The sequence below is a fragment of the Serratia sp. CY40230 genome (assembly GCF_052168835.1).
In the GTDB taxonomy this organism is placed as follows: domain Bacteria; phylum Pseudomonadota; class Gammaproteobacteria; order Enterobacterales; family Enterobacteriaceae; genus Serratia; species Serratia nematodiphila.
The window spans coordinates 257,446-284,426 of the sequence record NZ_JBJNLX010000001.1; the positions used below are offsets into that span (position 1 = coordinate 257,446).

At 57.7% G+C, this 26,981-nt stretch carries 27 protein-coding genes; 7 read left to right on the plus strand and 20 right to left on the minus strand.

The window, feature by feature from the left end; translation table 11 throughout:
- Positions 1-10: 10 nt before the first annotated feature.
- Both ACJ8IJ_RS01140 and osmB read left to right on the plus strand, forming a co-directional pair.
- Positions 11-757: a DeoR/GlpR family DNA-binding transcription regulator gene (locus tag ACJ8IJ_RS01140; protein ID WP_004930631.1), complete on the plus strand. Its 747-nt coding sequence runs from the start codon at positions 11-13 to the stop codon at positions 755-757.
- A 271-nt stretch (positions 758-1,028) separates the two neighbouring features.
- A complete protein-coding gene (gene osmB / locus ACJ8IJ_RS01145) occupies positions 1,029-1,247 on the plus strand; it encodes an osmotically-inducible lipoprotein OsmB (RefSeq protein ID WP_004930634.1) in 219 nt (72 codons plus the stop codon).
- A 188-nt stretch (positions 1,248-1,435) separates the two neighbouring features.
- On the opposite strand, the gene yciH is transcribed toward osmB, so the two are convergent.
- Both yciH and pyrF read right to left on the minus strand, forming a co-directional pair.
- Complete coding sequence (yciH, locus tag ACJ8IJ_RS01150) at positions 1,436-1,762, minus strand: stress response translation initiation inhibitor YciH (protein ID WP_021503812.1); 327 nt, start codon at positions 1,760-1,762, stop codon at positions 1,436-1,438.
- 10 nt (positions 1,763-1,772) lie between these two features.
- A complete protein-coding gene (pyrF, locus tag ACJ8IJ_RS01155) occupies positions 1,773-2,501 on the minus strand; it encodes an orotidine-5'-phosphate decarboxylase (RefSeq protein WP_004930640.1) in 729 nt (242 codons plus the stop codon).
- A gap of 329 nt (positions 2,502-2,830) precedes the next feature.
- Here pyrF and bhsA point away from each other — a divergent pair, with 329 nt between their 5' ends.
- Both bhsA and ACJ8IJ_RS01165 read left to right on the plus strand, forming a co-directional pair.
- On the plus strand, positions 2,831-3,091 hold the full coding sequence (bhsA, locus tag ACJ8IJ_RS01160; protein WP_004930642.1) for a multiple stress resistance protein BhsA: 261 nt from the start codon (positions 2,831-2,833) through the stop codon (positions 3,089-3,091).
- A gap of 172 nt (positions 3,092-3,263) precedes the next feature.
- Positions 3,264-3,563, plus strand: a complete 300-nt coding sequence (locus ACJ8IJ_RS01165) for an Arc family DNA-binding protein (RefSeq protein ID WP_442518193.1) — start codon at positions 3,264-3,266, stop codon at positions 3,561-3,563.
- A 60-nt stretch (positions 3,564-3,623) separates the two neighbouring features.
- On the opposite strand, the gene lapB is transcribed toward ACJ8IJ_RS01165, so the two are convergent.
- The 11 genes from lapB to ACJ8IJ_RS01220 all read right to left on the minus strand — a co-directional run bounded on the left by lapB (position 3,624) and on the right by ACJ8IJ_RS01220 (position 14,492).
- Entirely contained in the window at positions 3,624-4,796 is a 1,173-nt protein-coding gene (lapB, locus tag ACJ8IJ_RS01170) for a lipopolysaccharide assembly protein LapB (protein WP_049187862.1), read from the minus strand.
- Between the two features lie 6 nt (positions 4,797-4,802).
- Positions 4,803-5,105: a LapA family protein gene (locus ACJ8IJ_RS01175; RefSeq protein WP_004930650.1), complete on the minus strand. Its 303-nt coding sequence runs from the start codon at positions 5,103-5,105 to the stop codon at positions 4,803-4,805.
- A 292-nt stretch (positions 5,106-5,397) separates the two neighbouring features.
- Entirely contained in the window at positions 5,398-6,195 is a 798-nt protein-coding gene (locus ACJ8IJ_RS01180; RefSeq protein ID WP_154870301.1) for an SDR family oxidoreductase, read from the minus strand.
- Positions 6,192-7,715 (minus strand): FGGY family carbohydrate kinase, encoded by a 1,524-nt coding sequence (locus tag ACJ8IJ_RS01185; RefSeq protein ID WP_442518194.1) that lies wholly within the window; start codon positions 7,713-7,715, stop codon positions 6,192-6,194. The genes ACJ8IJ_RS01180 and ACJ8IJ_RS01185 overlap by 4 nt, the downstream gene beginning before the upstream one ends.
- Positions 7,708-8,772 carry an ABC transporter permease gene (locus ACJ8IJ_RS01190; RefSeq protein WP_004930657.1) on the minus strand — a complete coding sequence of 355 codons (1,065 nt, stop codon included), beginning with the start codon at positions 8,770-8,772 and terminating at the stop codon, positions 7,708-7,710. The genes ACJ8IJ_RS01185 and ACJ8IJ_RS01190 overlap by 8 nt, the downstream gene beginning before the upstream one ends.
- A 10-nt stretch (positions 8,773-8,782) precedes the next feature.
- Entirely contained in the window at positions 8,783-10,282 is a 1,500-nt protein-coding gene (locus ACJ8IJ_RS01195; RefSeq protein WP_004930659.1) for a sugar ABC transporter ATP-binding protein, read from the minus strand.
- Positions 10,283-10,291: 9 nt separating this feature from the next.
- Positions 10,292-10,909 (minus strand): DUF2291 family protein, encoded by a 618-nt coding sequence (locus ACJ8IJ_RS01200; protein ID WP_004930663.1) that lies wholly within the window; start codon positions 10,907-10,909, stop codon positions 10,292-10,294.
- Between the two features lie 64 nt (positions 10,910-10,973).
- Entirely contained in the window at positions 10,974-11,906 is a 933-nt protein-coding gene (locus tag ACJ8IJ_RS01205; RefSeq protein WP_004930664.1) for a D-ribose ABC transporter substrate-binding protein, read from the minus strand.
- Between the two features lie 63 nt (positions 11,907-11,969).
- Complete coding sequence (locus tag ACJ8IJ_RS01210) at positions 11,970-12,770, minus strand: GolD/DthD family dehydrogenase (RefSeq protein WP_033645621.1); 801 nt, start codon at positions 12,768-12,770, stop codon at positions 11,970-11,972.
- 10 nt (positions 12,771-12,780) lie between these two features.
- Positions 12,781-13,686 (minus strand): transketolase family protein, encoded by a 906-nt coding sequence (locus ACJ8IJ_RS01215; RefSeq protein WP_004930670.1) that lies wholly within the window; start codon positions 13,684-13,686, stop codon positions 12,781-12,783.
- A gap of 2 nt (positions 13,687-13,688) precedes the next feature.
- On the minus strand, positions 13,689-14,492 hold the full coding sequence (locus ACJ8IJ_RS01220) for a transketolase (protein ID WP_004930671.1): 804 nt from the start codon (positions 14,490-14,492) through the stop codon (positions 13,689-13,691).
- A 388-nt stretch (positions 14,493-14,880) separates the two neighbouring features.
- Between ACJ8IJ_RS01220 and ACJ8IJ_RS01225 the strand changes: the two genes are divergently transcribed.
- The gene (locus ACJ8IJ_RS01225) at positions 14,881-15,675 is read left to right on the plus strand and encodes a DeoR/GlpR family DNA-binding transcription regulator (protein ID WP_004930674.1); all 795 of its coding nucleotides are present in this window, start codon (positions 14,881-14,883) and stop codon (positions 15,673-15,675) included.
- Between the two features lie 22 nt (positions 15,676-15,697).
- On the opposite strand, the gene pgpB is transcribed toward ACJ8IJ_RS01225, so the two are convergent.
- The gene (gene pgpB / locus ACJ8IJ_RS01230) at positions 15,698-16,459 is read right to left on the minus strand and encodes a phosphatidylglycerophosphatase B (RefSeq protein WP_442518195.1); all 762 of its coding nucleotides are present in this window, start codon (positions 16,457-16,459) and stop codon (positions 15,698-15,700) included.
- Positions 16,460-16,738: 279 nt separating this feature from the next.
- Here pgpB and ribA point away from each other — a divergent pair, with 279 nt between their 5' ends.
- The gene (gene ribA, locus ACJ8IJ_RS01235) at positions 16,739-17,332 is read left to right on the plus strand and encodes a GTP cyclohydrolase II (protein ID WP_004930678.1); all 594 of its coding nucleotides are present in this window, start codon (positions 16,739-16,741) and stop codon (positions 17,330-17,332) included.
- Positions 17,333-17,388: 56 nt separating this feature from the next.
- Here the strand turns inward: ribA and acnA are convergent, their stop codons facing one another.
- The 5 genes from acnA to topA form a co-directional block, all read right to left on the minus strand.
- A complete protein-coding gene (acnA, locus tag ACJ8IJ_RS01240) occupies positions 17,389-20,061 on the minus strand; it encodes an aconitate hydratase AcnA (RefSeq protein ID WP_004930681.1) in 2,673 nt (890 codons plus the stop codon).
- Between the two features lie 223 nt (positions 20,062-20,284).
- On the minus strand, positions 20,285-20,521 hold the full coding sequence (locus tag ACJ8IJ_RS01245) for a hypothetical protein (RefSeq protein WP_004930684.1): 237 nt from the start codon (positions 20,519-20,521) through the stop codon (positions 20,285-20,287).
- Positions 20,518-21,054: a DUF2778 domain-containing protein gene (locus ACJ8IJ_RS01250; RefSeq protein ID WP_004930687.1), complete on the minus strand. Its 537-nt coding sequence runs from the start codon at positions 21,052-21,054 to the stop codon at positions 20,518-20,520. The genes ACJ8IJ_RS01245 and ACJ8IJ_RS01250 overlap by 4 nt, the downstream gene beginning before the upstream one ends.
- 181 nt (positions 21,055-21,235) lie before the next feature.
- Entirely contained in the window at positions 21,236-22,210 is a 975-nt protein-coding gene (gene cysB, locus ACJ8IJ_RS01255) for an HTH-type transcriptional regulator CysB (RefSeq protein WP_004930690.1), read from the minus strand.
- 361 nt (positions 22,211-22,571) lie between these two features.
- A complete protein-coding gene (topA, locus tag ACJ8IJ_RS01260; protein ID WP_004930691.1) occupies positions 22,572-25,169 on the minus strand; it encodes a type I DNA topoisomerase in 2,598 nt (865 codons plus the stop codon).
- A gap of 427 nt (positions 25,170-25,596) precedes the next feature.
- Here topA and ACJ8IJ_RS01265 point away from each other — a divergent pair, with 427 nt between their 5' ends.
- Complete coding sequence (locus ACJ8IJ_RS01265; RefSeq protein WP_004930700.1) at positions 25,597-25,848, plus strand: YciN family protein; 252 nt, start codon at positions 25,597-25,599, stop codon at positions 25,846-25,848.
- A gap of 51 nt (positions 25,849-25,899) precedes the next feature.
- Here ACJ8IJ_RS01265 and sohB read toward each other — a convergent pair whose 3' ends face one another.
- Positions 25,900-26,946: a protease SohB gene (gene sohB, locus ACJ8IJ_RS01270; RefSeq protein ID WP_004930703.1), complete on the minus strand. Its 1,047-nt coding sequence runs from the start codon at positions 26,944-26,946 to the stop codon at positions 25,900-25,902.
- Positions 26,947-26,981 lie beyond the last annotated feature (35 nt).

Genomic DNA, 26,981 nt, shown 5'->3' on the forward strand with positions numbered 1-26,981 from the left:
TCAGGCCGATATGAATTTACGACAACAGACCATATTGCAGTTGGTTAACGATCGCCGGCGGATCAGCGTCAATGAGCTGGCGCGCGCCTCGGGCGTCTCGGAAGTCACTATCCGGCAGGATCTCAACCTGCTGGAAAAGCGCAGTTATCTGAAGCGGGTGCACGGTTCCGCCGTGGCGTTGGAGAGCGACGACGTCGACGCCCGCATGATGTCCAATTTCACCCTCAAGCAGCGGCTGGCGCAATACGCCGCCGCGCAGGTCAACGACGGCGAGACGATCTTTATCGAGAGCGGCAGCGCCAACGCCCTGCTGGCGCGCTACATCGCCGAACGCAAGCGCATTACGCTGATCACCGTCAGCCACTACATCGCCAACCTGCTGAAAGAAACCGACTGCGACGTGATTGTGCTGGGTGGCATGTACCAGAAGAAAAGCGAGACCGTGGTCGGCCCGCTGACGCGGCTGTGCATTCAGCAGGTGCATTTCAATAAGGCGTTTATCGGCATTGACGGCTTTCAGGCCGAAACCGGCTTTACCGGCCGCGACATGATGCGCGCCGATGTGGTCAGCGCGGTACTGGCCAAGGGCGTGGAGAATATCGTGCTGACGGACTCCAGCAAATTCGGCCAGATCCAGCCCAATCCGCTGGCGCAGCCGGGGCAAATCAGCCGGGTGATCACCGATTCGCGTTTGGCGCTGGAGTATCAGCATCAGCTGAAACGCCAGGGCGTACAGGTGGAATTGGTCAACGAATAACGCAGACCACCGCCGCACCGCGCGGGCCACGCCGCGCGTCTTTCCCCTTGCACCGCAGGATTTTAAGACTATTTACCTGTTTATCCTTCCCGAGAAACCTATACTCAGTTTCGGCGACTTTTGGGCCGTAACCTGCTAATTATTCGGCCGTTAACAAAAAATGCCATTTTTTATATCGATATCGCATGGGAATCAACAGCAGGCCTGATTTATGGTTAACGCCTATACTTATAGGGCACTTCCATATAGCCAATGCTAAGGAGAAGTCATTATGATGATTATCAATAAACGTTTCGCCACCGCCGCTCTGGCTCTAACTCTGGCGTTTTCACTGAGCGCCTGTTCCAACATGTCCAAACGCGATCGCAACACCGCTATCGGCGCCGGCGCCGGTGCAGTCGGCGGCGCAGTGCTGACCAACGGCAGCGCTTTGGGCACGCTGGGTGGGGCTGCGGTGGGCGGCATTATCGGTCACCAGGTAGGTAAATAATCTGACCGAGAGCCCTCCGCCGACAGGCGGGCAAAAGCGCCTTGGCGCTTTGACGTATTAACCAATAACGATGATTTCAGGTCTGTTTTACGTTAAGTCTATAGTTCTTTCGCCGTTAACGGGTTAACCCCCGGCAGCAACAACCTCTAGCCATGCCGCAGCATTGCACCGCGGCATGGCGATTCACCTCAACCGCCCGCCAGTTTGACCTTCATGCCTTTGGCTTCCAGCAGCTGTTTGAGCAGATCGCGTTTATCGCCCTGGATCTCGATGACCCCGTCTTTCACCGAGCCGCCGCAGCCGCATTTCTTTTTCAGCTCGGCCGCCAGTTTGTCGAGCGCGGCATCATCCAGATCGACGCCGGTAATCAGGCACACGCCCTTCCCCTTACGGCCGCTGGTCTGGCGCTGGATGCGCACGACGCCATCGCCCTTGGCGCGTTGCGGTTTAACCTCTTCCTGCTTGATGCGACCGGTGTCCGTGGAATACACCAGACGGCTGTTATCGTCATTCATCATCGCTTCCTCAGGCCAAAGAGGCGCGGATCGCGCGCAGCGTCGCGGCCGGATCGGCAGATTGGGTGATCGGACGCCCAATCACCATATAGTCCACGCCGGCGGCCTGCGCTTGCACCGGCGTCATGATACGACGCTGATCGCCCGCCGCGCTGCCTTCAGGGCGGATCCCCGGCGTCACCAGTTGGAAAGCCTGCCCGCAGGCCGCCTTCAGCCGCTGCGCTTCGTGTGCCGAACACACCACACCGTCCAGCCCGCAGTCGCGGGTCAGGCGCGCCAGGCGCTCGGCGTGTTCCGCCGGGCTGGCCTCGATGCCGATGCCGCGCAGGTCTTCCGCTTCCATGCTGGTCAGCACGGTTACGGCGATCAACAGCGGCGCATCCGTCCCGAATGACGCCAGCGCTTCTTTAGCGGCAGTCATCATGCGCGCGCCGCCGCTGGCGTGGACGTTAACCATCCAAACGCCCAGTTCGGCCGCCGCCGCTACCGCATGCGCAGTGGTATTGGGAATATCGTGGAATTTCAGGTCGAGAAACACGTCGAAACCGCGCCCATGCAGATCGCGCACCAGTTGCGGCCCAAACAGCGTGAACATTTCTTTGCCCACTTTCAGCCGGCAGTCTTGCGGATCGATACGGTCGGCGAACGCCAGCGCAGCGTTCTTATCGGCGTAATCTAACGCCACAACGATTGGAGATGATTTTAAGTCATTGTTATTAGCGTTATTTTCAGACTTCATTTCTTCTACCTTTTGTAAAATGGAGATAATCAGGGACTCACCCGCGAAACTGACCGCCGCATTCTACATGTCGGGGGCCCGAAATCCCAGCCGCAGCGCGCACCTACGCTCTGTCATGTTACCTCCCGCCTTTGTCATGGCGCGTCAATGAACGCCCGTCAGCAATAAACCACGCAGCGTAAAACGCCGTAAAGATGCGTAAATTGTTAATCAGATATTTTGAATTACTTGCTCAGCATTATCAGATTTTCAATCGGCACGGATGCTTTATTATTCACCCCATCGGAAGCGAATGGCTTCCTTCCTAAATAAACAGACTGGAGTCACCCATGAAAACCATCAAATATTTTGCAGCCGCAGCCGCTATCGCACTGACCTCTTTCGCCACCTTCGCCGCTGAACCGATCAGCAGCCAGCAGGCCGATAACCTGACCGCCGCCGGCATCGTTTCCGCAGGCCACGCGACCACCCTCAGCAGCCTGGAGAAAAAGCTGGCCGCTAAAGCGGATGCCCAGGGCGCCAGCAGCTACCGCATCATCTCCGCCGGCGGTAACAACATGCTGAGCGGCACCGCGATCATCTACAAATAATGTTTCCGGTACAGGGCCCGAACGTTCGGGCCCTGCCTCTGTTTGCCGCCTGAAAAAACCGCATTTGCCCCGCCCTGCTTTGTTACAAAAATATTAAATTTTTATTACACACTAGACACCCGATCGCCAGTGGCTTAGCTTGAAGGCATCTTCCTGCAGAAAGGCTTTCAAAATGAGCGAGATATCGACACTTACCATTAAAATTCCTCTGGAACTGAAGGAAAAAATCCGCGCCGCCGCCGCTGAAAACGAATTTTCGTTGAGCGTAGAAGTGTGCCAACGCCTGGAAAGCAGCTTCAGCGCGCCCGCCGCCAAGGCTGAAAAACCCATCAAGAAAGCGGATGAGCTGCACCACGGCGAAATCGACAATCAAAGCACCGAAGAAGAAATTGAACAGCCGCTGAGCCAGAAAGAGCTGAAGAAACTCCGCCAGCTGTTAAAAACCGGCGCCAAAGGCGGCAAGAAAAAGTAAGTATGAACATAAAAAAACGGGGCGATAAATCGCCCCGTTTTATTTTGTCGCTCCGCCGCGTTATTGCCCGTCCAGACCGCGGATCGGTTTGACCGATGACCAGGCGCGGCACGACGGGCAATGCCAATAGAGCGAGTGCGCGGTGAAGCCACATTTGTGGCAGCGGTATCGCGGCTTGGTGCGAATTTGCTCGCCGACCATATCGCGCAACAGCAGCAGACTCTCTTTCGCCCGGCCGTCTTCAGCGTCCGCCAGGTGATAATCCATCAGCCGATAAAACACCCGCATGGTGGGATGACGCTGCAGCTGACGGTTGATATAGACCTGCACCACGTCGCGCCCTTCGTGCTGCTCGATGATCTCGGCCAGCATCAGATCGGCGGTAGCGCCGGTGTTCTCTTCCACGCAGCGCTTAAGAAAATCGACCCAGTTGTGCTGTTGTTCCGGCAGATGCGTGTAGCATTCCTGCAGCATCGGCAGCGTTTCGCTGACCAACTCTTTATCCTGGCTCAGTACGCGTTGCAGCGACTCTGCCGCTTTGGCGTAGTCGTTTTGCGCCATGTAGATGCGCCCGAACATGATGGACACGCGCGCACACTGTTTATCGGCGGCGTCCGCCCGCTTGAGCAGGTTCATCGCCCGATCGAGATCGTCGCTGCCCATTGCCTGCAGCGCCAACTCACAGTAAAAGTGCGCGATCTCGACGCGTTGCTTCTCTTTGCCCAGCTTGACCAGCTTTTCCGCCACGTCGATCGCTTTCTGCCAGTCGCTGGTCGCCTGATGGATCACCAGCAGCTGCTGCAGCGCCGAGACGCGAAAATCCGCTTCGTCAGTCAACTGGCTGAACATGTCTTCCGCGCGGTCATACAGCCCGGCCGCCATATAGTCGCGGCCCAGCTGCTGCACCGCCAGCAGGCGCTGTTCGAAGGTCAGGGAGGCGCTTTCCATCAAGGCCTGATGGATGCGGATGGCGCGGTCGACTTCACCGCGCGAACGGAACAGGTTACCCAGCGTCAGGTGGGCTTCAACGGTGTTACTGTCCTCTTTCAACATGTCGAGGAACAGATCGACCGCCTTGTCCTGCTGGTTGGAGAGCAGAAAGTTCACCCCTGCCACGTATTCGCGCGACAGGCGGTTGGCTTCTTGCTGTTTATCCTGCTGAGCGCTTCTGCGCCCCATGTACCAACCGTACGCGGCAGCCACGGGCAGCAACAGAAACAGCAGTTCTAACATAGAGGATTATTCCTTGCTGACAACAGGCTGAGCCGCCGGTTCAGCGGGCTGCTCAAGCTGCAGCTCCAGCCTTTTGATCTTGCGCTCGGCGCGGCCCAGCGCAATACGCGTGCGCAGGTAGAACAGGCCGCAAATGATCCAGCCGAGAACGAAACCGGCACCAAACAGCGTGGCCAACAGGGTCGATACGCGATAGTCGCCCTGCGCAACCAGATAGTTAAAATTGACCACCTGATCGTTATGCGCACCCAAGGTGACGGAAATCACGAAGATCACCAGAACCAACAAAAAAATCAGCAAATATTTCACATTCTTTCCCGCGATGCCGAGTGAATCGGATGAACGATGCCAAAATGTGGCGTCCCTAACCCTTAAGTTAGCATTTCCCGCTGCGGCAGGGAAACCCTGCCGCACGATAAAACCACATATCTGCTGGCATATTCGGCAGTAAACGGTCTTAGCGAACAAATTGATGAGAAAGCTTCTCAAAACGTCGAATTTATAAGGATATGGGGGCAACCGGGCGAATTGCAATGGCGGGAAAATGTAAGCGGTTAATGCGGCACCGATCCGATGCCGCCTATTTTGTGACATAGTCACGTCAGGACATGATTAACCCACCATCCACATTGATGGTTTGGCCGGTGATATAGTCGGCATCGTCTGAGGCAAGGAAGGTCACCAGACCCGCCACATCTTCGGGTTGACCGGCACGCTTGAGCGGAATGCCCGCCACCCACTCGGCCATCAACTCCCCTTTGCCGTAAGTTTTTTTCGGGCCGCTGAGAATTTCTCCCCAAACGCGGTCGTTATATTCCCACATCTCGCTTTCAATGATGCCGGGGCAGAATGCATTGACGGTGATGCCATGTGGCGCCAGCTCAAGCGCTAAACTCTGCGTAATGCCGATCACCCCCATTTTGCTGGCGGCGTAATGCGGTGTGTAAATGAACCCGTTACGTCCTTGGCCAGAAGACGTGTTGATCAACCTCCCTCGGCGTTGGCCAACCATATATTTGGCCGCCTCCCGGCAGCAGAGCCAGACCGCCGTGGTATTTACCGCCAACACTTTCTCAAAATCGCTTTTGGGCATCTGGTCAAAACGATCGATAGTGATCACCCCGGCGTTCTGAATGGAAACGTCGATCGCACCAAATCGCTCCCAGACCTGACGATAAAAATCAACCACCTGTGTTTCATCGGTGACGTCGAGGATGACCGACAGCACCTCCGCCCGATAACGCTGGCGCAGCGTTTCCGCCGTGGTCAGGATGCGATCCGCATTCGACGCGATCACTAAATTGGCGCCCAAACTGGCGAAACGTTCGGCGATACCGGCCCCAATGCCGCGGCATGCGCCGGTAATCACCACGGTTTTCCCCGTGAAGTCACGATTCATGATTGTTCTCCTGTCATCAATGAGGCCGTCTGCGGCCGCCACAAGGTGCGCTGTACCGCCTGCCGCCACGCGCTGTAGTTTTCCTGCAACTGCCGGTGGCGCTGCATATCGGGTTTAAACTCATCATGTTGAGGCAACAGTGCCGCCAGTTGCCGATCGGTAGCTCCCCACAGGCTGCGCATCGCCATCAAAGCCGTCCCCAGGGCCGACAGTTCCGCCGTGTTGCTGCGCCACACCGGGCAACCCAGCAGATCGGCCTGAAACTGCATCAGCCAGTCATTGCGGCTGGGGCCGCCGTCAGCCATCAGCCCCTGCAGCGCAAAACCCGGTTGTTGCCGCAGTACGCCGATCACATCGGCGATTTGATAAGCCACCGATTCAAAAGCGGCCCGCACCAAATGTTCTCGCCGCGTGCCGCGGCTGAGCCCGCAAATCACGCCGCGCGCCTGCTCATCCCACCAGGGTGCGCCGGCACCGGTCAGCGCCGGTACAAAATAGACGCCACCGCTGTCGGGCACGCGAACGGGCAGTTCACTCAACGGCGCTTCACCCTCCGACGGCATGGCGGCGATATCCAGCATCCAGGCAATAGCGTCGCCGGTGTGGGGAATATTGCCCTCCAGTGCGTACTGCATGCGTCCACCGTCATGCCAGGCGATGGTCGTTGCCAGAGCGCTCGTGTCGCATTGCGCTTTGACGATTGGCGCCATTACCGATGAGCCGGTGCCATAGGTGGCTTTAACCTGCCCAGCCTGACCCAGCGCATGGCCATAAAGCGCCGCATGTGAATCCCCCACCATCGCAGCAATTGGAATGCCGTCGGCAATGCCTTCCAATCCCAACGTTGTGCCGAACAGATGGCTGGAAGGATGGATCGTCGGCAGCGCCTGACGGGGAATATTGAACAGCGCCAGCATCTGCTCGTCCCACTCCCCGGATGCGAGATTCAGCAGTTGAGTTCGGGCGGCATTGGAAACATCACAGCCGAATGCCCGCCCCCCGCTCAACTGCCACAGCAGCCAGGCATCGATGGTGCCCAGGCACAGCTCGCCGTTCTCCGCCAACCGTTGTCCCTCTTCGCAGTGATCGAGCAACCAGCGCATTTTCGACGCCGAGAACAACGGTGAAAGCGGCAAGCCGGTAGCGCGGCGCACCGCTTCCTCCTGCCGATCGCGCCTCAGCCGTTCGCAGAAATCGGCGGAACGCGCGCATTGCCAAGTTAAGGCTGGCCCGATAGGCTGGCCGTTGGAACGCCGCCAGCCGATGGCGGTTTCACGCTGGTTGCTGATGGCGATACCGGCAATGCGGGATGATCCGGCCAGCGCAATAGCCTCCCGCAATACCGCCAGAGAGGCGGCCAGCAAGGCCTCGCCCCGTTGCTCCACCCAACCGGGCTTTGGCGTCTGCAGCGTCAGTGGTCTGCTGGCTTTGGCGACGATCGTACCCCGCGCATCCACCACCACGGCCTTGGCGTTGCTGGTGCCCTCGTCCAACGCGACAATGCAATCCGCTTTAACCATGGCTCACCTCTGCCAGCGGCTGCACCGCTTTTTTTTCCAGGCGCTGCATCAGAATGACCTTGCTCTGCAAACGCTGCTGAAACTGGTCAATCACCACGGCGGTGACGATCACCAGCCCTTTAATCACCATTTGCCAGAACTCGCTGACGCCCAACATCACCAAGCCGTCCGCCAGAAAAACGATCACAAAGGCGCCGATGATCGAACCGAATACCCTGCCGCGGCCACCGCTGAGCGCCGTACCGCCCAGCACCGTCGCGCCGATGGCGTCCATCTCGAACATATTGCCGGTCATCGGGTGCGCAGTTTGCAATTGAGAAGCGATGACCAGCCCCACCAGCGCCGCACACAGCCCGGAAAACGCATAGACGAACATTTTTACGCTGGCAATCGGCACCCCCGACAGCCGCGCCGCCGGCTCATTGCCGCCAATCGCATAGATATAACGACCCAGCGGCGTTTTCTTGGTGAGATAGATCCCTAACAACACGATGGCCAACATCAGCCAAATCGGGTTGTAAATCCCCAGAAAGGTGCCGGATCCCAGGGCCGCGAAACCGGTGTTGCCCAGCGCTTCCAGGCCCACCAGATTGGGATAGGTTTTGCCGTCCGCCGTCAGCAACGCCGCCCCACGCGCCACGTACATTGCACCCAGGGTGCAAATGAACGGCGCAACGCCGAGCCGTGTAATCAGCGTGCCGTTGATCAAACCCAACAGCACGCCCAACAACGCCACCGCGCCGATCACTTCAAAGACGTTGAGAAACAGCCGATTGCCATCCCACAGCGGGATACCGACGGTCAACAGCGCACCGGCAACCATCCCGCACAACCCCGCCACCGCGCCGACCGACAAGTCGATGCCGCCGGTAAGGATCACCAGCGTCATGCCAACCGCCAGCAGCCCGGTGATCGCTACGTGCTGCGTCATGATCAGCAAATTGGAGACGGTCAGAAAATTCGGCACCATGCTGCTGAAGAACAGCACCACCAGCAACAGGGCGATAAAGGTACGCGCCTGCAGCAAATACATATACAACCGATACTTGGTTTGCATTGCCTTATCCTTATGCGTGAGGGGTGGAGGCGCGGATCAGCGTTTCACGATCGGCCCGTTCGCGTGGCAGATCGGCCGTCAACTGCCCGTCCGCCATCACCATCACCCGGTCGGCCAGCGAGACCACCTCATCCAGCTCCGACGAAGAGAACATCACCGCCAACCCCTGACGCGCCAGCGCGCCGATCAGGTGGTAAACGTCCGTTTTGGCACCGACGTCGATTCCGCGCGTCGGCTCATCGAGAAACACCACCTGCGGCCCGGTCAGCAGCGCCTTGCCCAACACCACTTTCTGCTGATTGCCGCCGCTCAGGCTGGTGATTGGCAGCTCCCGGTCACTCACCTTGATCGCCAGTTTTTCGATCATGCCATCGACCAACGCGCACTCCCCGGCCGACGCCAACGGCCGTAGCGCATTACGCCCCAGGCTGGCCAGGGTCATGTTGGCCTTAATCGACATCATCTGCACCAGCCCCTCCGCCTGCCTGTCTTCCGGCACCAGCGCCATGCCCAACGCCATGCGTTGACGGAATCCCAGCCGCTCCACGCTTTTGCCGTTGAGCAAAATGCGGCCTGCAGTCTGGCGCATCACGCCGTTGAGCACTTTGAACAGTTCGGTACGGCCGGCACCCAACAGGCCATAAATGCCGATCACTTCCCCTTTGCGCAGTGAAAAACTGACGTCGTTAAGGCAATAGCCGCCGTTTTCACGCGGCAGCGTCAGCTGTTCGACCTTCAGCACTTCATCCCCTTGCTCTGCCGCGCAATAATCAAAGTGCTTGCTCTTTTCCCCCACCATCTTTTCGATGATCCACGGAATGCTGACGTTACTGACCGGCTCGGCGGCGACAAAACGCCCGTCGCGAAACACCGTGATGCGATCGCCAATCTCCATCAGCTCTTCCAGTCGGTGAGAAATGTAGATGAGTGTGACGCCGCGTTTCTTCAGATCGGCGATCACCCGAAACAGCGTGCGCACTTCGGCCTGACTCAGCGCCGACGTCGGCTCATCCATGATCAGCACCCGGGTGTCCTTCGCCAGGGCACGGGCAATTTCAACCAGTTGCTGATGACCGATACCGAGGCTGCCCAACGGCGTATGCGGATCGATATCCAACTCCAGCCGCTGCAGCAAGGACTTGGCCAGCTGATACTGATAGTCCACATTGATACGGCCGCGCTGGAAGAACTCGTTGGCCATAAAAATGTTGTCCATGACCGACATGTTGGGGAACAGATTGAGCTCCTGAAAAATAATGCTGATCCCGAGCCGCTCCGCCTGCTGCGTGGAGGTTAACGTCACCGCTTTCCCCTCCAGCTCGATGGTGCCCGAAGACGGGGTTTCCACCCCCGCCAACAGCTTCATCATGGTCGACTTGCCGGCGCCGTTTTCGCCGATCAGCACGTTGACCTGATTGCGAAACACTTGATAACTCACGCTATCCAACGCGGTGACGCCAGGATAGAGACGCGAAACGTTGCGCGTTTGAATAATGATCGAATCGCTCATCACGCCCCCTTAAGGTTGAATGCGCACCGGCGTGATCAACAGCGGCTCGGCAGGCGCCTGCCAGCTGCTGAATACGCCATACACGGTAATGTGGTCACCCACCTTGGGTTGGAAGCCGGTCAGTTCGTCGATCGAAGCCTGGTTAATTGCCCTGGCAAAATCGCCGAACAGCGCCTGGTCATTGAAATCGCTGTAACTCAGGCCGCGATAGCTGTCGCGCAACGCCGTGCCGCGATAAACCGGCCCGATCTGCACCTCTACGCTGCTGAGCGGCTCATCGGTCAGTTTGAGCGTTACTTTTCCGCTGCGTGAACGGGTGTTGACCGCCGCAATTTCACCGCTGACCTTAACGTTGAAATAACAAGGAAACTCCGGTTGAGCGCGGTACCCCAGCTGGCCGCAGGCGCTGTCAAAATCCTTGGCCTGGGCGATCCGGGCGATCAGCTCGCCCAGCGGCTGCGCCGTTTTGACCACTTGCGGGGCGATTTGGCTGCGGTAAATCTCCGCCGCCTGCGCCACATGGGGATTCACCGGGGAGTGAAGCTCCGCCAGCTTTTTCTCCGAGACGATACGACAACCGCTCAACGCCAGGACGACGATGACGGTCAACGCAATGCGCATCGACATAACAACACCTCCGATCGCACCCCGCCGCCAAGACGGGGTGGTGAAAGACGCCGCTCAGCACGGGTTACGGTTTGAAGTTGAAGTCACTGACTCGTTGTGCATTGTCTTTGCCGATCAGGATGCCGCGGAACATCACGCGCTCCTTGCCGGTATAGTTGCCGGATTGGAAATAGCCGTCCAGGATCTCAACACCCTGCGCGGCGATCGCCTGCGCCTGCAGCATCACGCTGGCGTAGAGGTTGCCGTTGAGAATGGCGTCGCGTTCATCGTTGCTGCCGTCGATGCCCACCACGGTGACATCCTGCCGGCCGGCGGCCTTCAGCGCCGCCACTGCGCCCAGCGCCACCGGGCCGTTGCCGCAAATCACGCCTTTGATGTCCGGATGCGCCTGCAAGATGCTGTCCATAATGCGTTTCCCCTCCAGCAGATTGCCCTTGGCATCCTGACGCGCCACGCTGACCATCTCGGGATATTGGTCGATCACGTTGTGGAACGACTGCGAACGCGTAACGCAGTTATTGTCCGCCAGATTGCAGGTCAGCTCGGCGTACTTGCCGGTTTCCCCCATTTTTTCCACAAACTGGTTGGCGACGTCCGAGCCGGCCTGGAAATTGTTATGGGTGATCTGTGCCAACGCCACGCCATCGACCGGGATCTCGCGGTTGATCAGCACCACCGGAATACCGGCGTTTTTCGCCTGCTGCACGGCGGCGACGCTGGCTTGGGAATCGGCGTTATCCAAAATGATGCCCTGAACCTTGCGGCCGATAACCAGGCTGATGAGCTCCCCCTGGCGCTTGACGTCTTCACCGTGCGACAGCACCAGCGTCTGGTAGCCGAGAGACTTGGCTTTGGCCTCGGCCCCCTTGGCTTCCGCGGAGTAATAAGGATTGTCCAACGAGTTGACGAGGATGGCGATCGTGCCCTTTTCCGCCGCCATGGCAGAGGTGCAGGCAAAACCGGTGAGCAGGGTAAGGTAAGTGGCTATTTTTCTCATGATGGTGTTCTCTTATCGTTGTGTTGAACATCGTCTGGTGTTGGCGATCGCTGCGGTTGCCGCTTACCAAATGGTAAAACCGCCGTCGATCATCAGATCCGCGCCGGTGATCATGTCGCTGCCGTTGCTGGCAAAAAACAGGATCGCCGCTGCGATTTCATCGGTATAGGCAAAGCGCCCCAGCGGGATCAGCTTTTTCATCGCCTCGCCCTTCTCGCCGCGCCAGGCTTTCTCTCCCATAGGCGTCAGCACTACGGTGGGCGATAAGGTGTTGACGGTGATGCCGTGTGGCGCCCACTCTTTGGCCATCACCTTGGTCATGCCCAGCAGCCCCGCCTTGGCAGAGGTATAGGCACAGTGATCGTCAATGGCGATAGAGGCCGCCTGCGACGCGATGTTGATGATTTTCCCGCCGTGGCCGGCGGTTATCGCGCGGCGCGCCAATTCTTGCGAGCACAGGAAAGGCCCGGTGAGGTTGACCGCCAGATGGCGCTGCCACTCCTCGAGCGTGACCTCCGTCGCTGGCTGCAAATTAACGTAGCCGGCGCAGTTGACCAGGATATCGAGCCGGCCAAAGCGCCGCTCAGCCGCGTTGAAGGCGGCAACTACCGAGTCGGGGTCGGTCACGTCACACACCTGACAGAACACCTGTTCTTCGCCCAACTCTCGTAGCGCCGCCGCGGCCTTGTCCTGTTCAAAGGGCGGATACATCAACACCAGGCGCGCGCCCTTTTCCAACAGCAGGCGATTGGCGGCCATCGCGATGCCGCCCAAACCGCCGGTGATGACCGCAACCTTCCCTGCCAGCGACATCCGGCTATCGACACCGTAGCGTAAATTAACGTCGTATTCGTTCCGCTCCATCGCATTCCCCCTATTGCGTTAACTGAGCGTGCAATCCTGCCGCATCGATGGCGTATTGCCGCCGCAGCGCCGCCCGGCTGCTGCTGTGGGTAAACTCGTAAGCCGGCATGCCCAGTGCAGTAAACGGCTGCGGCAGCTGGTGCCGCAGCAACAATTCACCGATGATGGTGCCTAAACCACCGCTGAGCGCATGTTCCTCCATGGTCAACACCCGGCGGTGCGAGCGTATCAACGCCACTACCGCCGCTTCATTGAGTGGCCAGAGCGAAGGGAGAGAAACGATGGTCGGGTTGTCGCCCAATGCCAGTACCTTCATCGCCTCATGCGCCACCGTCCCCAGACAAAACACCAGGCTGTCGCCCCCCTGATGCAACACCTCCGGTTCTCCGGGACGGAAGTGATAGTCCGCGTTCAATACCGGCAACTTGTCGCTGTCCATGCGGATATAGGCTGGGCCAGGTTGTGCGATAACATAACGGACAATCTCTGCCGCTTGCCGCGCATCCGCCGGCGCATAGATGCAGAGATTGCCCAGCGTGCGGGCGATGGCGATATCGTTCATGCAGTGGTGCGTCGCCCCCAGCGGCCCATAGCCGAATCCGGCATTCAGGCCGAGCATTTTCACGTTGGTCCCCGTGTAGCAAACATCATTTTTCATCTGTTCGTTAGAGCGAGCGAACAGGAAGGGTGCCGCGTTGGCGGTAAAGACCGTGCGGCCACTGAGCGCCATGCCGGCGGCCATGCCCACCATATTTTGTTCGGCAATACCGACGTTCACCACCCGCTCCGGATAAGCCTGTTCAAAAGGCGCGATTTTCGACGTGGACGTGGAATCCGCCACCATCACGCTCAGATCTGCCCCCGCTCGTTGCTGTTCGATCAACGCCGTCACCACGGCATCGCGTAAATCCTGCATATTTACCCCTCCAGTTCCGCCAGCGCCTGCGCCAACTGTTGCTCGTCCGGTACCGCGTGATGCCAGGCGGCAACGTTAGCCATAAACGACACACCGTGCCCCTTTTCCGTATTGGCCAAGATCACTCGCGGCTTGTCCTGGCTCGGACGTTGGATCGCCGCCACCAGCGCCGCCGGATCGTGGCCGTCGCACTCCAGAGTTTCAAAACCGAAAGCGCGCCATTTTTCCGCCAGCGGTTCCAGCGGCATGATGGCCTCCGTCTTGCCAGCCAGCTGCAGCCGGTTGCGATCGACGATGGCGATCAGGTTGTCCAGTTTGAATTTACTGGCCGCCATCGCCGCCTCCCAATTGGACCCCTCCGCCAGTTCGCCGTCGCCCAGCAACACAAAAGCGCGGCGATGCGCACGCCCCGCCAGCTTGTTGCCCAGCGCCAGCCCCACGGCGATCGGCAGCCCATGCCCCAAACCGCCGGAGTTAATCTCCACCAGCTCCGGCAGCTTTTGCCGCACCGGATGCCCGGCCAACAGGGTGTCGTCGCCCATGAACTGATCGAGCACCGCCGGATCGAGCAAGCCCATTGCCGCACAACTGCAGTAAAAACCGCCGGCGCCATGCCCTTTAGACAAAATGAACCGATCCTGATCGGGCCGGGCATTGCTGCGATCCATCACCGCCATATACAAGGTGCAGATGATGTCGATTTCCGACAGATCGGCGCCGGTATGGCCCTTGCCTGCCTTATGGTTCATGGTCACCACATATCGGCGCGCCTGGCGTGCCGTGTTTTTAATCGCCTGAAAGTCCATCGTCACCTCTGCATAAACGCCTTGATTATCGTTATCGCATCGAAAGCGATCCGTTAACTCGCTGTTGGTTTTCGAATGGAAATCATATGCAGCAAAAACGATAATTAATGTGGGCAAGATCAAATTTCAAACAAAAGCGCTTAACAGACAACACCAAAACTCACATAAATCCATATATAACAATAAAATAAAAACAACCAAGCTGCTTTTTCTTAGTTTTTATCGTTGAGAATCGCCGACGAAAAAGACTTTCGAATAAAAATTAATAGGGATTGGCCGGGTTTATCCATAGCTTTATCAATAATCGCAAGCTAAAATTCAGCGCATCAATAAGGAGTTGCCGTGGCAAGCCGCGCGGCGGAAACTGACAGGTGCAGGAGTCTTTCGATTGAAAAGCAAAAGCGAACAGCTGGCGGAAATGCAGCAACGGCGCGAAAAGATCCTCGACATGATCCGCGAAGACGGCTCGGCGACGGTCAAAATGCTTACCGATACCTTCAAGCTAACCGAGGCGACCATTCGTACCGACCTGCGGATCCTGCAGCAACAAGGCTATGTGCAGCGTTTCCACGGTGGCGCCACCCTGGTTGATGGCAAGCAAAATACCCACGCCATGCTGCTGGAACGCCAGGTTAACCTGACCGCCAAAGATCGCATCGGCAAGCTCGCCGCCGGTTTTATCGAACCGGGCGACACCATCATTCTTGATTCGGGCACCACCACCACGGCTATCGCCAATCACCTGAATCACATAAAGAAATTGTCCGTTATCACCACCGGCGTCAATATTGCGCTGCAGCTGGGTGGCGAACCGGGCGTGAATATTTTGCTGACCGGGGGCTCATTCAAATTTCCCACGCTCTCCACTTCCGGGGACAAGGCCGCCAGCTTCTTCGAAAACGTGCTGGCGCAGAAACTGTTCCTCGCGACGGCCTGCATCTCGCCCCGTCACGGCCTCAGTTTCCCAAGCGAAACCGACATCAAACTGAAAATGGCGATGATCAATGCGGCCAACACGGTGTATGTGGTGGCCGACTCCAGCAAGATCGATAAGGTTTCAATGTTTGCGCTGCCTTGTGACTGGCAACATATCGACTATTTGATTACCGATAACGGAATTGGCGATGCCGCCAGGCAGGCATTTGAACAAGTAGGCGTTAAGGTGTTGGTGGCAGACGCCTGACTGGCGCCTGCGAGAAGAATGCTTATTCCGGCTTGCGCGCCGCGATTTCCTGCTGCTCTTGTGGCGGCGGCGTCAGCGGGCCGAGCCAGCGCTGCGCCAGCCAGCAGGTGACCACCACCAGCAGCCAACTGATCAGCGTAGCCATCGCCAGATCGCGCGGCCAGTGCATGCCCAGCAGCAGACGGCTGCCCATCACCCCCGTTGCCCACACCATCAGCAGCGCAACGGTTTTATAATGGCGGCGCGGCCATAGCAGCCCTACGCCCAACAGTGCCCAGGTGGCGGCGAACATCGTATGCCCCGACGGGAAAGCGAAGCCGGTTTCAAACTGCCAGTGCTTGCGCAGCCAGTTCGGCACCAGCGTCTGGTCTTGCAGTTGCTCGCGCACCAGCGCGCTGCGCTCTTTGCGATGCAGCGAATAGAAATATTTTCCGTCCACGCCGTGGGTTTGCTCGAGCCATACCACAAACGGCCGCGGTTCTTGCACCCGATCCTTGATCAACGACTTGACCCCCTGCCCAATCACCAACGCGGCGGAAAGCAGGATCGCCAGACCGATGGCCGCCTTCAGCCGAAAGCGCAGGCACCACAAAAACCAACCGCAAAGGACAGCGCTGGTCAGAATGCCCCACGGCGAGGTAACGGTTTCGGTCACCCAGAACAGCGCTTTGAGCAGCCGATCATTGCCGCCGGGCTGCCAATGCCAGCCGGATGCCCATACGACCAGCGGCATCAACAGCAGCAGCAGCGCGCCGCCCGCCGTACGTTTTGCTATCTCATACATTCCCGTTTTCCTCTGCGTGAATCAGGCTGCAGTGTAACAAGAGTGCAATATTGATAACACGCGAAAAATTAAACAGATAGAAAACCTATCGCAATAATAGGTGGCCAGAAAACGCCATCTGCTGGTTTGCTGAGCACCGCCCGGCAAGAAGTTGTGGCAAAATAGCCGATAATTAACGAAATAGAGATCGGCGTAGCACGTTTTAGTCTTGGTCAATTTACTGAACCGGACTTAGGATGCGCGACAATGATTGAATCGTAGGTTTTTGTGGAGAGTGACATGCAGCTGAAACGGGTGGCAGAGGCTAAACTGCCGACACCTTGGGGCGATTTCCTGATGGTAGGATTCGAAGAACTGGCGACCGGACATGACCATCTGGCACTGGTATTCGGTGATATTTCCGGCGAAGCGCCGGTGCTCGCACGCGTGCATTCCGAATGCCTGACCGGCGACGCGTTGTTCAGCCTGCGCTGCGACTGTGGTTTTCAACTGGAAGCCGCACTGGAGCAGATTGCGGAAGAAGGCCGCGGCATCCTGCTTTATCATCGCCAGGAGGGCCGCAATATCGGCCTGTTGAACAAGATCCGCGCCTACGCCCTGCAGGATAAGGGCGCAGACACCGTGGAAGCCAATCACCAGCTCGGCTTCGCCGCCGACGAGCGCGACTTCACCCTGTGTGCCGACATGTTCAAACTGCTGGGCGTCGACGCGGTGCGTTTGCTGACCAACAACCCGAAAAAGGTCGAGATCCTGACCGAAGCCGGTATCAACATCAGCGAACGCGTGCCGTTGATCGTCGGCCGCAACCCGAAGAACGAACGCTATCTGGCCACCAAGGCCGCCAAAATGGGCCATTTGCTCGACCAGAAGTGATCGCCACCGCCGCGGAAACAATCAGGGCGCCTTACGGCGCCCTTTTTATTGATTAATTACAGCATTTTCCTGATCACATAGTGCAGGATGCCGTCGTTTTCGTAGTAAGTCAGCTCATTGCCGGTATCGATGCGGCAACGGGTGTCGACCACTTCCTTGCGCCCGTCGGCATAGGTGATGTGCACCGGCACCGTCTGGCCCGGCTGCAGCTGTTGCAGGCCGCCAACGCTGATTTGCTCATCCCCGGTCAGCCCCAGCGTTTTACGCGTCACCCCTTGCGGGAACTCCAGCGGCAAAATCCCCATGCCGATCAGGTTAGAGCGGTGAATACGCTCGAAGGATTCGGCAATCACCACCCGCACGCCCAGCAGGCGCGGCCCCTTCGCCGCCCAGTCGCGGCTGGAGCCGGAACCGTACTCTTTACCGGCGATCACCGCCAGCGGCACCTTCTCCTGCTGATACTGCATGGCGGCGTCGTAGATAGACAGCTGCTGTTGCGAAGGAATATGGCGGGTATAGCCGCCTTCCACGCCCGGCACCATTTCGTTGCGGATGCGAATGTTGGCGAAGGTGCCGCGCATCATCACTTCGTGGTTGCCACGGCGTGAACCGTAGGAGTTGAAATCCTGCGGCGCTACGCCATGCTCGCTCAGGTAACGCCCCGCCGGGCTGTCGCGCTTGATGTTACCCGCCGGCGAGATGTGATCGGTGGTCACCGAGTCGGCCAGAATCGCCAGAATGCGCGCCTCTTTGATGTCCTGCACCGGATCCGGCTTCACCTTCATGGTGCTGAAGAACGGCGGATGGCGGATATAGGTAGAATCCTCCTGCCACTGATAGGTCGCCGAACCGGTCACCTGGATCGCCTGCCAGTTGGCATCACCGTCGAACACTTCGCCGTACTCCTTGTGGAACATCTCGGTGCGCACTTCTTCCACCGCCTGAGCGATGTCCCGGCTGCTCGGCCAGATGTCCTTCAGGTAGACCGGCTGGCCATCGTTGCCCTCGCCCAGCGGCTCTTTGGTCAGATCGATCTTCATGCTGCCCGCCAGCGCATAAGCCACCACCAGCGGCGGCGAGGCCAGCCAGTTGGTTTTCACCAGCGGGTGGATGCGCCCTTCGAAGTTACGGTTGCCCGACAGCACCGCGCCCACGGTCAGATCGCCCTCTTTGATCGCCTGCTCGATCGGATCCGGCAGCGGGCCGGAGTTACCGATGCAGGTGGTACAGCCATACCCCACCAGGTTGAACCCCAACTCTTCCAGATAAGCGGTGAGTTTGGCGCTGTCGAAGTAGTCGGTCACCACTTTGGAACCCGGCGCCAGCGAGGTTTTTACCCAGGGTTTGCTGCGCAGCCCTTTCTTGACGGCGTTTTTCGCCAGCAGGCCGGCCGCCATCATCACGCTCGGGTTGGAGGTGTTGGTGCAGGAGGTGATCGCCGCGATCACCACTGCGCCGTCGCGCAGTTCGTGCTGCTGCCCGTCCAGCGTAAAGGTTTTGCTGTCTGTTTTGGCCTTGTGACCGCCGATATCCAGCTCGGTAGCAGCCTTGAATGCCTGCGGCACATTCGGCAGCGCCACGCGATCCTGCGGGCGTTTCGGCCCGGCGAGGCTCGCCTCCACCGTCGACATATCCAGCGCCAGCGAGCTGGTGAATACCGGCTCATCCCCCGGGTTGCGCCACATGCCCTGCGCCTTGGCGTAGGCTTCCACCAGCGCGATTTGTTCGGCGCTGCGGCCGCTGAGTTTCATGTAGCCGAGCGTAACGTCATCCACCGGGAAGAAGCCGCAGGTGGCGCCGAACTCCGGCGACATGTTGGCGATGGTCGCCCGATCGGCCAGCGGCAGATCGGCCAGGCCGTCGCCGTAAAACTCGACGAACTTGCCGACAACGCCGTGTTTGCGCAGCATTTGGGTGACGGTCAGCACCAGATCGGTGGCGGTAATGCCCTCGCGGAGCTTGCCGGTCAGCTTGAAGCCGACCACGTCCGGGATCAGCATCGACACCGGCTGGCCCAGCATCGCGGCTTCCGCTTCGATGCCGCCCACGCCCCAGCCCAGGATGCCCAGGCCGTTAATCATGGTGGTGTGGGAATCGGTGCCCACCAGCGTATCCGGATAGGCCACGCGGCGGCCGCTTTCGTCGCTGTGCCACACCGTTTGGCCAAGGTATTCGAGGTTAACCTGGTGACAAATGCCGGTGCCCGGCGGCACCACGCGGAAACGGTTGAAGGCTTTCTGCCCCCAGCGCAGGAAGGTGTAGCGCTCGTGGTTGCGCTGCATTTCGATACGCACGTTGTCTTCGAAGGCGTTGTCATCGCCAAATTCATCGACGGTGACCGAGTGGTCAATCACCAGATCCACCGGCGACAGCGGGTTCACCTGGTCGACATTGCCGCCCAGTCGCCGTACCGCTTCGCGCATCGCCGCCAGATCCACCACCGCCGGCACGCCGGTAAAGTCCTGCATCAGCACGCGCGCCGGACGGTAGGCGATCTCACGGTCAGCATGGCCGGTTTGCAACCAGGCGACGATGGCCTTGAGGTCGTCAACCTGCACGGTATCGCCATCCACATGGCGCAGCAGGTTCTCCAACAGCACTTTCATTGATTTCGGCAACCGGTCGATATCACCCAGTTGCTTCGCCGCCAGCGGCAGACTGTAGTAGTAATATTCGCTATTCAGCGCAACCAGCTTATCCAGACTTGTTTCACGAAGATCGGACGACATAGCTCCTCCATTTCTTATTGTGATTAAAACAGGGTAATCAGTGAGGTCTTGTTTAAAGATACCACAAAGATAAGTTAACGTTTTGATAACAACACGATTTGATCACAACGATAGGCGGGAACAATCAAGAGGAAGGAAGTGCGAGCGCAGCCAAGGGGTTAGGCCACACGTCAACGAAAACGCCGCAACGAGGCGGCGTTTTTGCAGGGAAAATCTCGCGGCTTTAGCGGGATTTGCGCACCAGGCGGCGACAGACTGTGAGCACAACTGCAGCAATGATGGCAGAGACACCCAATTTAATGGCAATGACAGCCGAGTCGAAATTATTCATCCCTATTTCACCATCACCGCTAATTTCTATGTTGTTGGAAACGAAGCTGTCGAAAATGCCGTCTGGCAGGTAGCGCAACAACAAAAGGGTTAGCAACAAGAACAGAACAATCCAGAGGCTTTTTTTCATTGTGATACCACGCATTTACTGTAATCAGGCTTGCCTTGAACATCTATACGACCGTACGCCATCAGCCCTCGACCTCCAGGCACTCTCACCTTTCTACGCCTTTGCAGCGCATCCCGAAGGATCTGAAAGTCAGATGCCTGATAAAGAGTAATGCATCCCCAAGAAACACCAGTACCATCTGTGTTGAGTGGATGCAGTCTAAAACTGTTTCGAATGGCGCCATTTACGACGAGGTAGTCACTCATCGTTTCATTGCTGAAGAGACCAAACCACTCAGAGTGGCGATTCTTGTAGAGATGATACAGGTCAACCAACTCAGAGCGAATTTGATTTGCGATACTGCCCTTTGGTCTGTCGACGATCCAGTATGTTCCTGGAGGAATGGCAGCCTTCTCACGATCCGAACAGTTTGGGTTGTTAATGTAATGCTCGATACCCGATAACACGTCGAATGTCCCCACTCCATAGCACCGCAATTTCACTATCTTGCCATCACTTGATAAATCAGCGTAGTTAAGCCTGCATATCTGCATAACGTTGAATTTCCTTATTCAATTATCTGAACGTTTTGCAGTCTACTTAGAGGCTAACGGGTTGAAAAGAGGACGGCGGCTTTTCAGGATGATCCTGAGAAACAAGGAAGGTGCGGGTTTCCGGGCTAAAAAAACCGGTTAGGCAGGCACCTAACCGGGTTTGATTTGATATCGTCAACGATTACTTAATCGGCAGCTTGATGTCCTTGAACATCGCCTCGATCTCTTCGTTGGAGCGCAGCGCCACCGCGCTGTCGACCACGTCGCGCGTCAGGTGCGGCGCGAAGCGCTGAATGAAGTCGTACATGTAGCTGCGCAGGAAAGTGCTGCGGCGGAAGCCGATTTTGGTGGTGCTGTAGGTGAAGATATCGCGCGCATCCACCGTCACCAGATCCGGATCCTGCACCGGATCCACCGCCATGCTGGCGATCACCCCCACCCCCAATCCCAGACGCACATAGGTTTTGATGACGTCAGCGTCGGTGGCGGTGAAGACGATGCGCGGCGTCAGGCCGGCGCGGTTGAAGGCGGTGTCCAGCTCCGACCGGCCGGTAAAGCCGAAGGTGTAAGTGACGATGGGGTAAGCCGCCAGCTCTTCAATGCTGATGCTGCTTTTGCCCGCCAAAGGATGATCGGGCTTCACCACCACCGCACGGTTCCAGTGGTAGCACGGCAACATGATGAGATCGTCGTACAGGTGCAGCGCCTCGGTGGCGATGGCAAAATCGGCGGTGCCCTTGGAGACCGCTTCGGCGATCTGCGTCGGCGAGCCCTGATGCATGTGCAGCGAGACGCGCGGGTAACGCTCGATAAAGCCCTTGATCACGTTTGGCAAGGCGTAGCGAGCCTGGGTATGCGTGGTGGCGACGTACAGCGAGCCTTTGTCCGGGTAGGTGTGTTCACCGGCAACGGCTTTGATGGCGTCTACTTTGGACAACACTTCACGCGCGATGCGAATGATTTCCTGGCCGGCGGGGGTGACCTGGGTCAGGTGCTTGCCGCTGCGGGCGAAAATCTGGATGCCCAGCTCATCTTCGAGCATGCGCACCTGTTTGCTGATGCCGGGTTGAGAGGTATAGAGCCCTTCTGCCGTCGAGGAGACATTCAGGTTGTGGTTAACCACTTCCACAATGTAACGAAGCTGCTGCAATTTCATATCTTATACCATCCTAGGTTAAACACTGCGGCTTACCCGCAGCCAGGTATATCGGTGTCGCCCCGGTATGCTGAAACTCACAAGCCATAAACCCCGTGTTCTACCCTGATGGTGAAGAAAACGCCGTTGTTAATAAGCTTTAATAATAAAAAAACTTTTTATATAACCACTATACCACGATGCAGCTTCAAGTATAGATCCGCGTCACACTATGATAACGATTATTTTGCATGGGTATCAATGTGAAACGGCGATGTCGGAGGGATAAAAACAGCAAAGGATAGATCCGTTTGCCCCTTTTCACCAATAAAAAAACCAGCCGCAGGGGCTGGTTTTTCATCTTGCAGGCAGGGCATCGCCCTTACTTCTTGCCTTCGACCCACTTGCCGTCCACGTAGAACGCAGACCAACCGGTCGCCTTGCCGTCTTTTTCAGAGGAGACGTACTGCTGCTTGGTTTTGCGGCTGAAACGCACCAGCGTTTTGTTGCCTTCGGCATCCGCCACCGGCGCATCGGCCAGATAGCGCAGTTTCTCCGGCAGACGATCCTTGAAGCGAGCCAGCTCTTCCACCAGCGGCGCGCGGGTCTCGCGCGATTTAGGGAAGGTGTTGGCCGCCAGGAACACGCCGGCAGCGCCGTCACGCAGCACGAAATAGGCGTCGGACTTCTCGCACGGCAGCTCCGGCAACGGCACCGGATCTTCCTTCGGCGGCGCGACATCGCCGTTACGCAGGATCTTGCGGGTGTTTTTGCAGTTCTCGTTGGTGCAGCCCATGTACTTGCCGAAACGCCCCATTTTCAGGTGCATTTCCGAACCGCACTTGTCGCACTCCACCACCGGGCCGTCATAGCCTTTCAGGCGGAACTCGCCCTCTTCGATCTCATAGCCGTCACACGCCGGGTTGTTACCGCAGACGTGCAGCTTACGCTGGTTGTCGATCAGATAGCTGTCCATCGCCGTACCGCATTTCTGGCAGCGGCGGCGGGCGCGCAACGCGTTGGTTTCCGCGTCGTCGCCTTCGAGGATGTTGAGCACTTCCGCTTCCGGCACCAGGTTGATGGTGGTTTTGCAACGTTCCTTCGGCGGCAGCGCGTAGCCGGAACAGCCGAGGAACACGCCGGTGCTGGCGGTACGGATGCCCATCTTGCGGCCGCAGGTCGGGCAGTCGATGCTGGTCATCACCATCTGGTTAGGCCGCATGCCGCCTTCTTCCGGATCCTTCTCCGCCGTTTCCAGCTGCTCGCTGAAATCGACAAAGAACTCGTCCAGTACCGCTTTCCACTCGGCCTGGTTGTTGGCGACCTCATCGAGGCCGTCTTCCATGCGCGCGGTGAAATCATAGTTCATCAGCTCGCGGAAATTTTCTTCCAGACGATCGGTGACGATCTCACCCATTTTCTCGGCATAGAAGCGGCGGCTTTCCACCCGCACGTAACCGCGATCCTGAATGGTCGAGATGATGGAGGCGTAGGTGGACGGGCGGCCGATGCCGCGTTTTTCCAGCTCTTTCACCAGCGAGGCTTCGCTGTAGCGCGCCGGCGGCTTTGTGAAGTGCTGGCTCGGGATCAGTTTCTGCAGATCCAGCTCGCTGCCGATTTCGACGTATGGCAGGGTGCGATCTTCATCGCCCTTGCGTAACGCCGGCATCACCTTGGTCCAGCCATCAAAGCGCAGCGTACGGCCCTTGGCGCGCAGCTGATAATCGCCGGCTTTCACCGTCAGCGTAGTGGAATCGTATTGCGCCGGCGTCATCTGACAGGCAACGAACTGACGCCAGATCAACTGATACAGCTTCTGCGCGTCCGCTTCCATGTCTTTGAGCTGCTCGGCGAGCACGTTCACGTCCGAAGGACGGATCGCTTCGTGCGCTTCCTGCGAATTCTCTTTGCTGCTGTACTGATTCGGCGCCTTCGGCAGGTATTTATCGCCGAAGTTGTCGCCGATATAGCCACGCACCATGTTGAGCGCATCCTGGCTCAGGTTGGTGGAATCGGTACGCATATAGGTGATGTGGCCGGCTTCATACAGCCGTTGCGCCATCATCATGGTTTTCTTCACGCCGAAGCTCAGGCGGGTGCTGGCGGCCTGTTGCAGCGTGGAGGTAATGAAAGGCGCGCCCGGCTTGCTGCTGGTCGGTTTGTCTTCGCGATCCAGCACCGTGTAGCGGGCTTTTTCCAGCAACTTGACCGCGGCGTGCGTCTGCTCGCGGTTGACCGGCTTGAACGGTTTATCGTGCGCGTGGGTCACTTCCATCTGCAGCGCGGTTTCACCCTTCGCCAGCAGATCGGCATGCAGCTCCCAGTACTCTTCCGGCACGAACGCCTTGATGTCGCGTTCGCGCTCAACCACCAGACGCACCGCCACCGACTGCACACGGCCGGCGGACAGGCCGCGGGCGATTTTCTTCCACAGCAGCGGCGAGACCATATAACCCACCACGCGGTCCATAAACCGGCGCGCCTGCTGCGCGTTGACGCGATCAATGTTCAGCTCGCCCGGCTGTTTGAACGCCTGTTGGATCGCGTTTTTGGTGATTTCGTTAAACACCACGCGGCTAAAGCGTTTGTCATCGCCACCGATCACTTCCCGCAGGTGCCAGGCGATGGCCTCCCCTTCGCGGTCAAGGTCGGTTGCGAGATAAATGTGGTCGGCGTTTTCCGCCAACGATTTTAACTCGGCGACCACTTTTTCTTTACCCGGCAGGATTTCATAATGCGCTTTCCAGCCGTGGTAAGGGTCGACGCCCATGCGATTTACCAGCGCCGCCTTCTCATCTTTTTTAACTTTTTTCTTGGCTTTGTCTTCGGTTGAGTCAGCGCTCTTTTTGCTGGCTGAGCCACTGGTCGGCAAATCACGGATGTGACCGACGCTGGACTTCACCACGTAGTCACTTCCTAAATATTTATTAATAGTTTTGGCTTTTGCCGGGGACTCAACTATTACGAGAGCTTTACCCATATTTACCTTTACCTAATTTATTTCTTCTAAAAAGAAGTCTTTTATCTCGCCGTGCCGCGGCAATTCGTGTCTCTTTTTTTATATTGCGGCAGTCTGGCAAGAGATCAACAGATTTTTTTCTTTTGGTTGCCCAACTGCTCAACCTGAACGCAAGTTGTTGATCCTGCCTGCTATTCACCCATGCCCCAGAAGTATGGCTGTGTGAGTTTTATTCATGGCGTAAACAAAACCTTCCACCCGACGCCGCAAAATCCCACACTGTACCTGATAAAAAGCGTCACGCAACCTAATTAGCATGGAAAGTCCGATTTCGCCAACCGGCGGCCGCCCATGGCCATCCAGACGGCAAATAAACCTTAGTCGGTTTGCGGATAAAAGCGAACCGGCGTTAGAATATGCGCAGAGTTTTTAGTTTGGAGTCTAATAAATGCGCACGAATACTGCACCTATCGGCCGCGAGGCCCTGCTGGCGGAAGCAAATAACATCATCCGCCAACACGAAGATTATCTGCACGGCATGATCGCCACCGACGTTGAACAAAAAAGCGGCGTTTTAGTTTTTCGCGGCGAATACTTTTTGGATGCCGATGGATTGCCCACCGCCAAAACCACCGCGGTATTTAATATGTTTAAACATTTGGCTCACCTGCTTTCGGAAAAATACCACCTGGTCGATTAAGACAAGAAAACGGGGGCGCCTGGCCCCCGTTGATTCTCGCTCTCGTTGCCGTTACAACAACGGCTTTTCCCCACGCTGCCACCAGCGCAGCAGCAAACGATCGACGCTTTCCGCCGCGCTGCCGGTGAAGCGATCCATCAGGCGTTTGCGGCGCGTATAGCGCACGGCGATCACTTCGTGGTTATCCAGCTCGGCGATCAGCAAATCATCGCTGGTGCCGATGGCGTCGATCAGGCCCTTCTCTTTCGCCTGTGAACCGAACCAGTGCTCACCGGTGGCGACGCTGTCGATGTCGAGCGACGGGCGCTGCTCATGCACAAAGCGCTTGAACAGCTCGTGCGTTTCGTTCAGATCTTCTCGGAACTTCTCGCGCCCTTGTTCGGTGTTTTCGCCAAACAGCGTCAGCGTGCGTTTAAATTGCCCGGCGGTGTGCAACTCCACGTCGATATCGTTCTTTTTCAACAGACGGTGGAAGTTCGGGATCTGCGCCACCACGCCGATGGAACCGATAATGGCGAACGGCGCCGCCACGATGCGATCCGCAACGCAAGCCATCATGTAGCCGCCGCTGGCCGCCACTTTATCCACCGCGACCGTCAGACGAATGCCGCCTTTGCGCAGGCGCTCCAACTGCGAAGCCGCCAGGCCGTAGCCGTGCACCACCCCGCCTGGGCTTTCCAGGCGCAACAGAACTTCATCCTGCGCCGACGCCACCGCCAACACCGCCGAGATCTCTTCGCGCAGCGAGGTGACCTCGTGCGCGTCCATGCTGCCCTTGAAGTCCAGCACATACAGGCACGGCTTGGCCACTTCCACCGCGCCGGACTTGGCGCGCTGTTTCTTCAATTTGTCATCAGATTTGGTCTGCTTTTTGAACTGTTTCAGCCAAACCTTCTGCTCGGCGGCATCCATGCGTGCCAGGCGCATATCGCGCTGCATCTCGCGATACTGTTCGCCGAGATCGGTCAGCTGCAGCTCCCCTTTCTGGCGGCTCTTGCGTTGCCCCAAACTGACCGCCAGGATGGCCAACGCGGCGATGGCGAGCACCACCGTGGCGACCTTGGCCAGAAACAGGCCATAAACAGATATAAACTCCACAGATTCCGCCTTTATTTACAGGTTGTTAGTATGCT

Excerpts from the sequence above, each read along its gene's own strand:
- ACJ8IJ_RS01140 (WP_004930631.1), top strand. The coding sequence starts at position 11 with ATGAATTTACGACAACAGACCATATTGCAGTTGGTTAACGATCGCCGG.
- osmB (WP_004930634.1), top strand. The coding sequence starts at position 1,029 with ATGATGATTATCAATAAACGTTTCGCCACCGCCGCTCTGGCTCTAACT.
- yciH (WP_021503812.1), bottom strand. The coding sequence starts at position 1,762 with ATGAATGACGATAACAGCCGTCTGGTGTATTCCACGGACACCGGTCGC.
- pyrF (WP_004930640.1), bottom strand. The coding sequence starts at position 2,501 with ATGAAGTCTGAAAATAACGCTAATAACAATGACTTAAAATCATCTCCA.
- bhsA (WP_004930642.1), top strand. The coding sequence starts at position 2,831 with ATGAAAACCATCAAATATTTTGCAGCCGCAGCCGCTATCGCACTGACC.
- ACJ8IJ_RS01165 (WP_442518193.1), top strand. The coding sequence starts at position 3,264 with ATGAGCGAGATATCGACACTTACCATTAAAATTCCTCTGGAACTGAAG.
- lapB (WP_049187862.1), bottom strand. The coding sequence starts at position 4,796 with ATGTTAGAACTGCTGTTTCTGTTGCTGCCCGTGGCTGCCGCGTACGGT.
- ACJ8IJ_RS01180 (WP_154870301.1), bottom strand. The coding sequence starts at position 6,195 with ATGAATCGTGACTTCACGGGGAAAACCGTGGTGATTACCGGCGCATGC.
- ACJ8IJ_RS01185 (WP_442518194.1), bottom strand. The coding sequence starts at position 7,715 with ATGGTTAAAGCGGATTGCATTGTCGCGTTGGACGAGGGCACCAGCAAC.
- ACJ8IJ_RS01190 (WP_004930657.1), bottom strand. The coding sequence starts at position 8,772 with ATGCAAACCAAGTATCGGTTGTATATGTATTTGCTGCAGGCGCGTACC.
- ACJ8IJ_RS01195 (WP_004930659.1), bottom strand. The coding sequence starts at position 10,282 with ATGAGCGATTCGATCATTATTCAAACGCGCAACGTTTCGCGTCTCTAT.
- ACJ8IJ_RS01200 (WP_004930663.1), bottom strand. The coding sequence starts at position 10,909 with ATGTCGATGCGCATTGCGTTGACCGTCATCGTCGTCCTGGCGTTGAGC.
- ACJ8IJ_RS01205 (WP_004930664.1), bottom strand. The coding sequence starts at position 11,906 with ATGAGAAAAATAGCCACTTACCTTACCCTGCTCACCGGTTTTGCCTGC.
- ACJ8IJ_RS01210 (WP_033645621.1), bottom strand. The coding sequence starts at position 12,770 with ATGGAGCGGAACGAATACGACGTTAATTTACGCTACGGTGTCGATAGC.
- ACJ8IJ_RS01215 (WP_004930670.1), bottom strand. The coding sequence starts at position 13,686 with ATGCAGGATTTACGCGATGCCGTGGTGACGGCGTTGATCGAACAGCAA.
- ACJ8IJ_RS01220 (WP_004930671.1), bottom strand. The coding sequence starts at position 14,492 with ATGGACTTTCAGGCGATTAAAAACACGGCACGCCAGGCGCGCCGATAT.
- pgpB (WP_442518195.1), bottom strand. The coding sequence starts at position 16,459 with ATGTATGAGATAGCAAAACGTACGGCGGGCGGCGCGCTGCTGCTGCTG.
- ribA (WP_004930678.1), top strand. The coding sequence starts at position 16,739 with ATGCAGCTGAAACGGGTGGCAGAGGCTAAACTGCCGACACCTTGGGGC.
- acnA (WP_004930681.1), bottom strand. The coding sequence starts at position 20,061 with ATGTCGTCCGATCTTCGTGAAACAAGTCTGGATAAGCTGGTTGCGCTG.
- ACJ8IJ_RS01245 (WP_004930684.1), bottom strand. The coding sequence starts at position 20,521 with ATGAAAAAAAGCCTCTGGATTGTTCTGTTCTTGTTGCTAACCCTTTTG.
- ACJ8IJ_RS01250 (WP_004930687.1), bottom strand. The coding sequence starts at position 21,054 with ATGCAGATATGCAGGCTTAACTACGCTGATTTATCAAGTGATGGCAAG.
- cysB (WP_004930690.1), bottom strand. The coding sequence starts at position 22,210 with ATGAAATTGCAGCAGCTTCGTTACATTGTGGAAGTGGTTAACCACAAC.
- topA (WP_004930691.1), bottom strand. The coding sequence starts at position 25,169 with ATGGGTAAAGCTCTCGTAATAGTTGAGTCCCCGGCAAAAGCCAAAACT.
- ACJ8IJ_RS01265 (WP_004930700.1), top strand. The coding sequence starts at position 25,597 with ATGCGCACGAATACTGCACCTATCGGCCGCGAGGCCCTGCTGGCGGAA.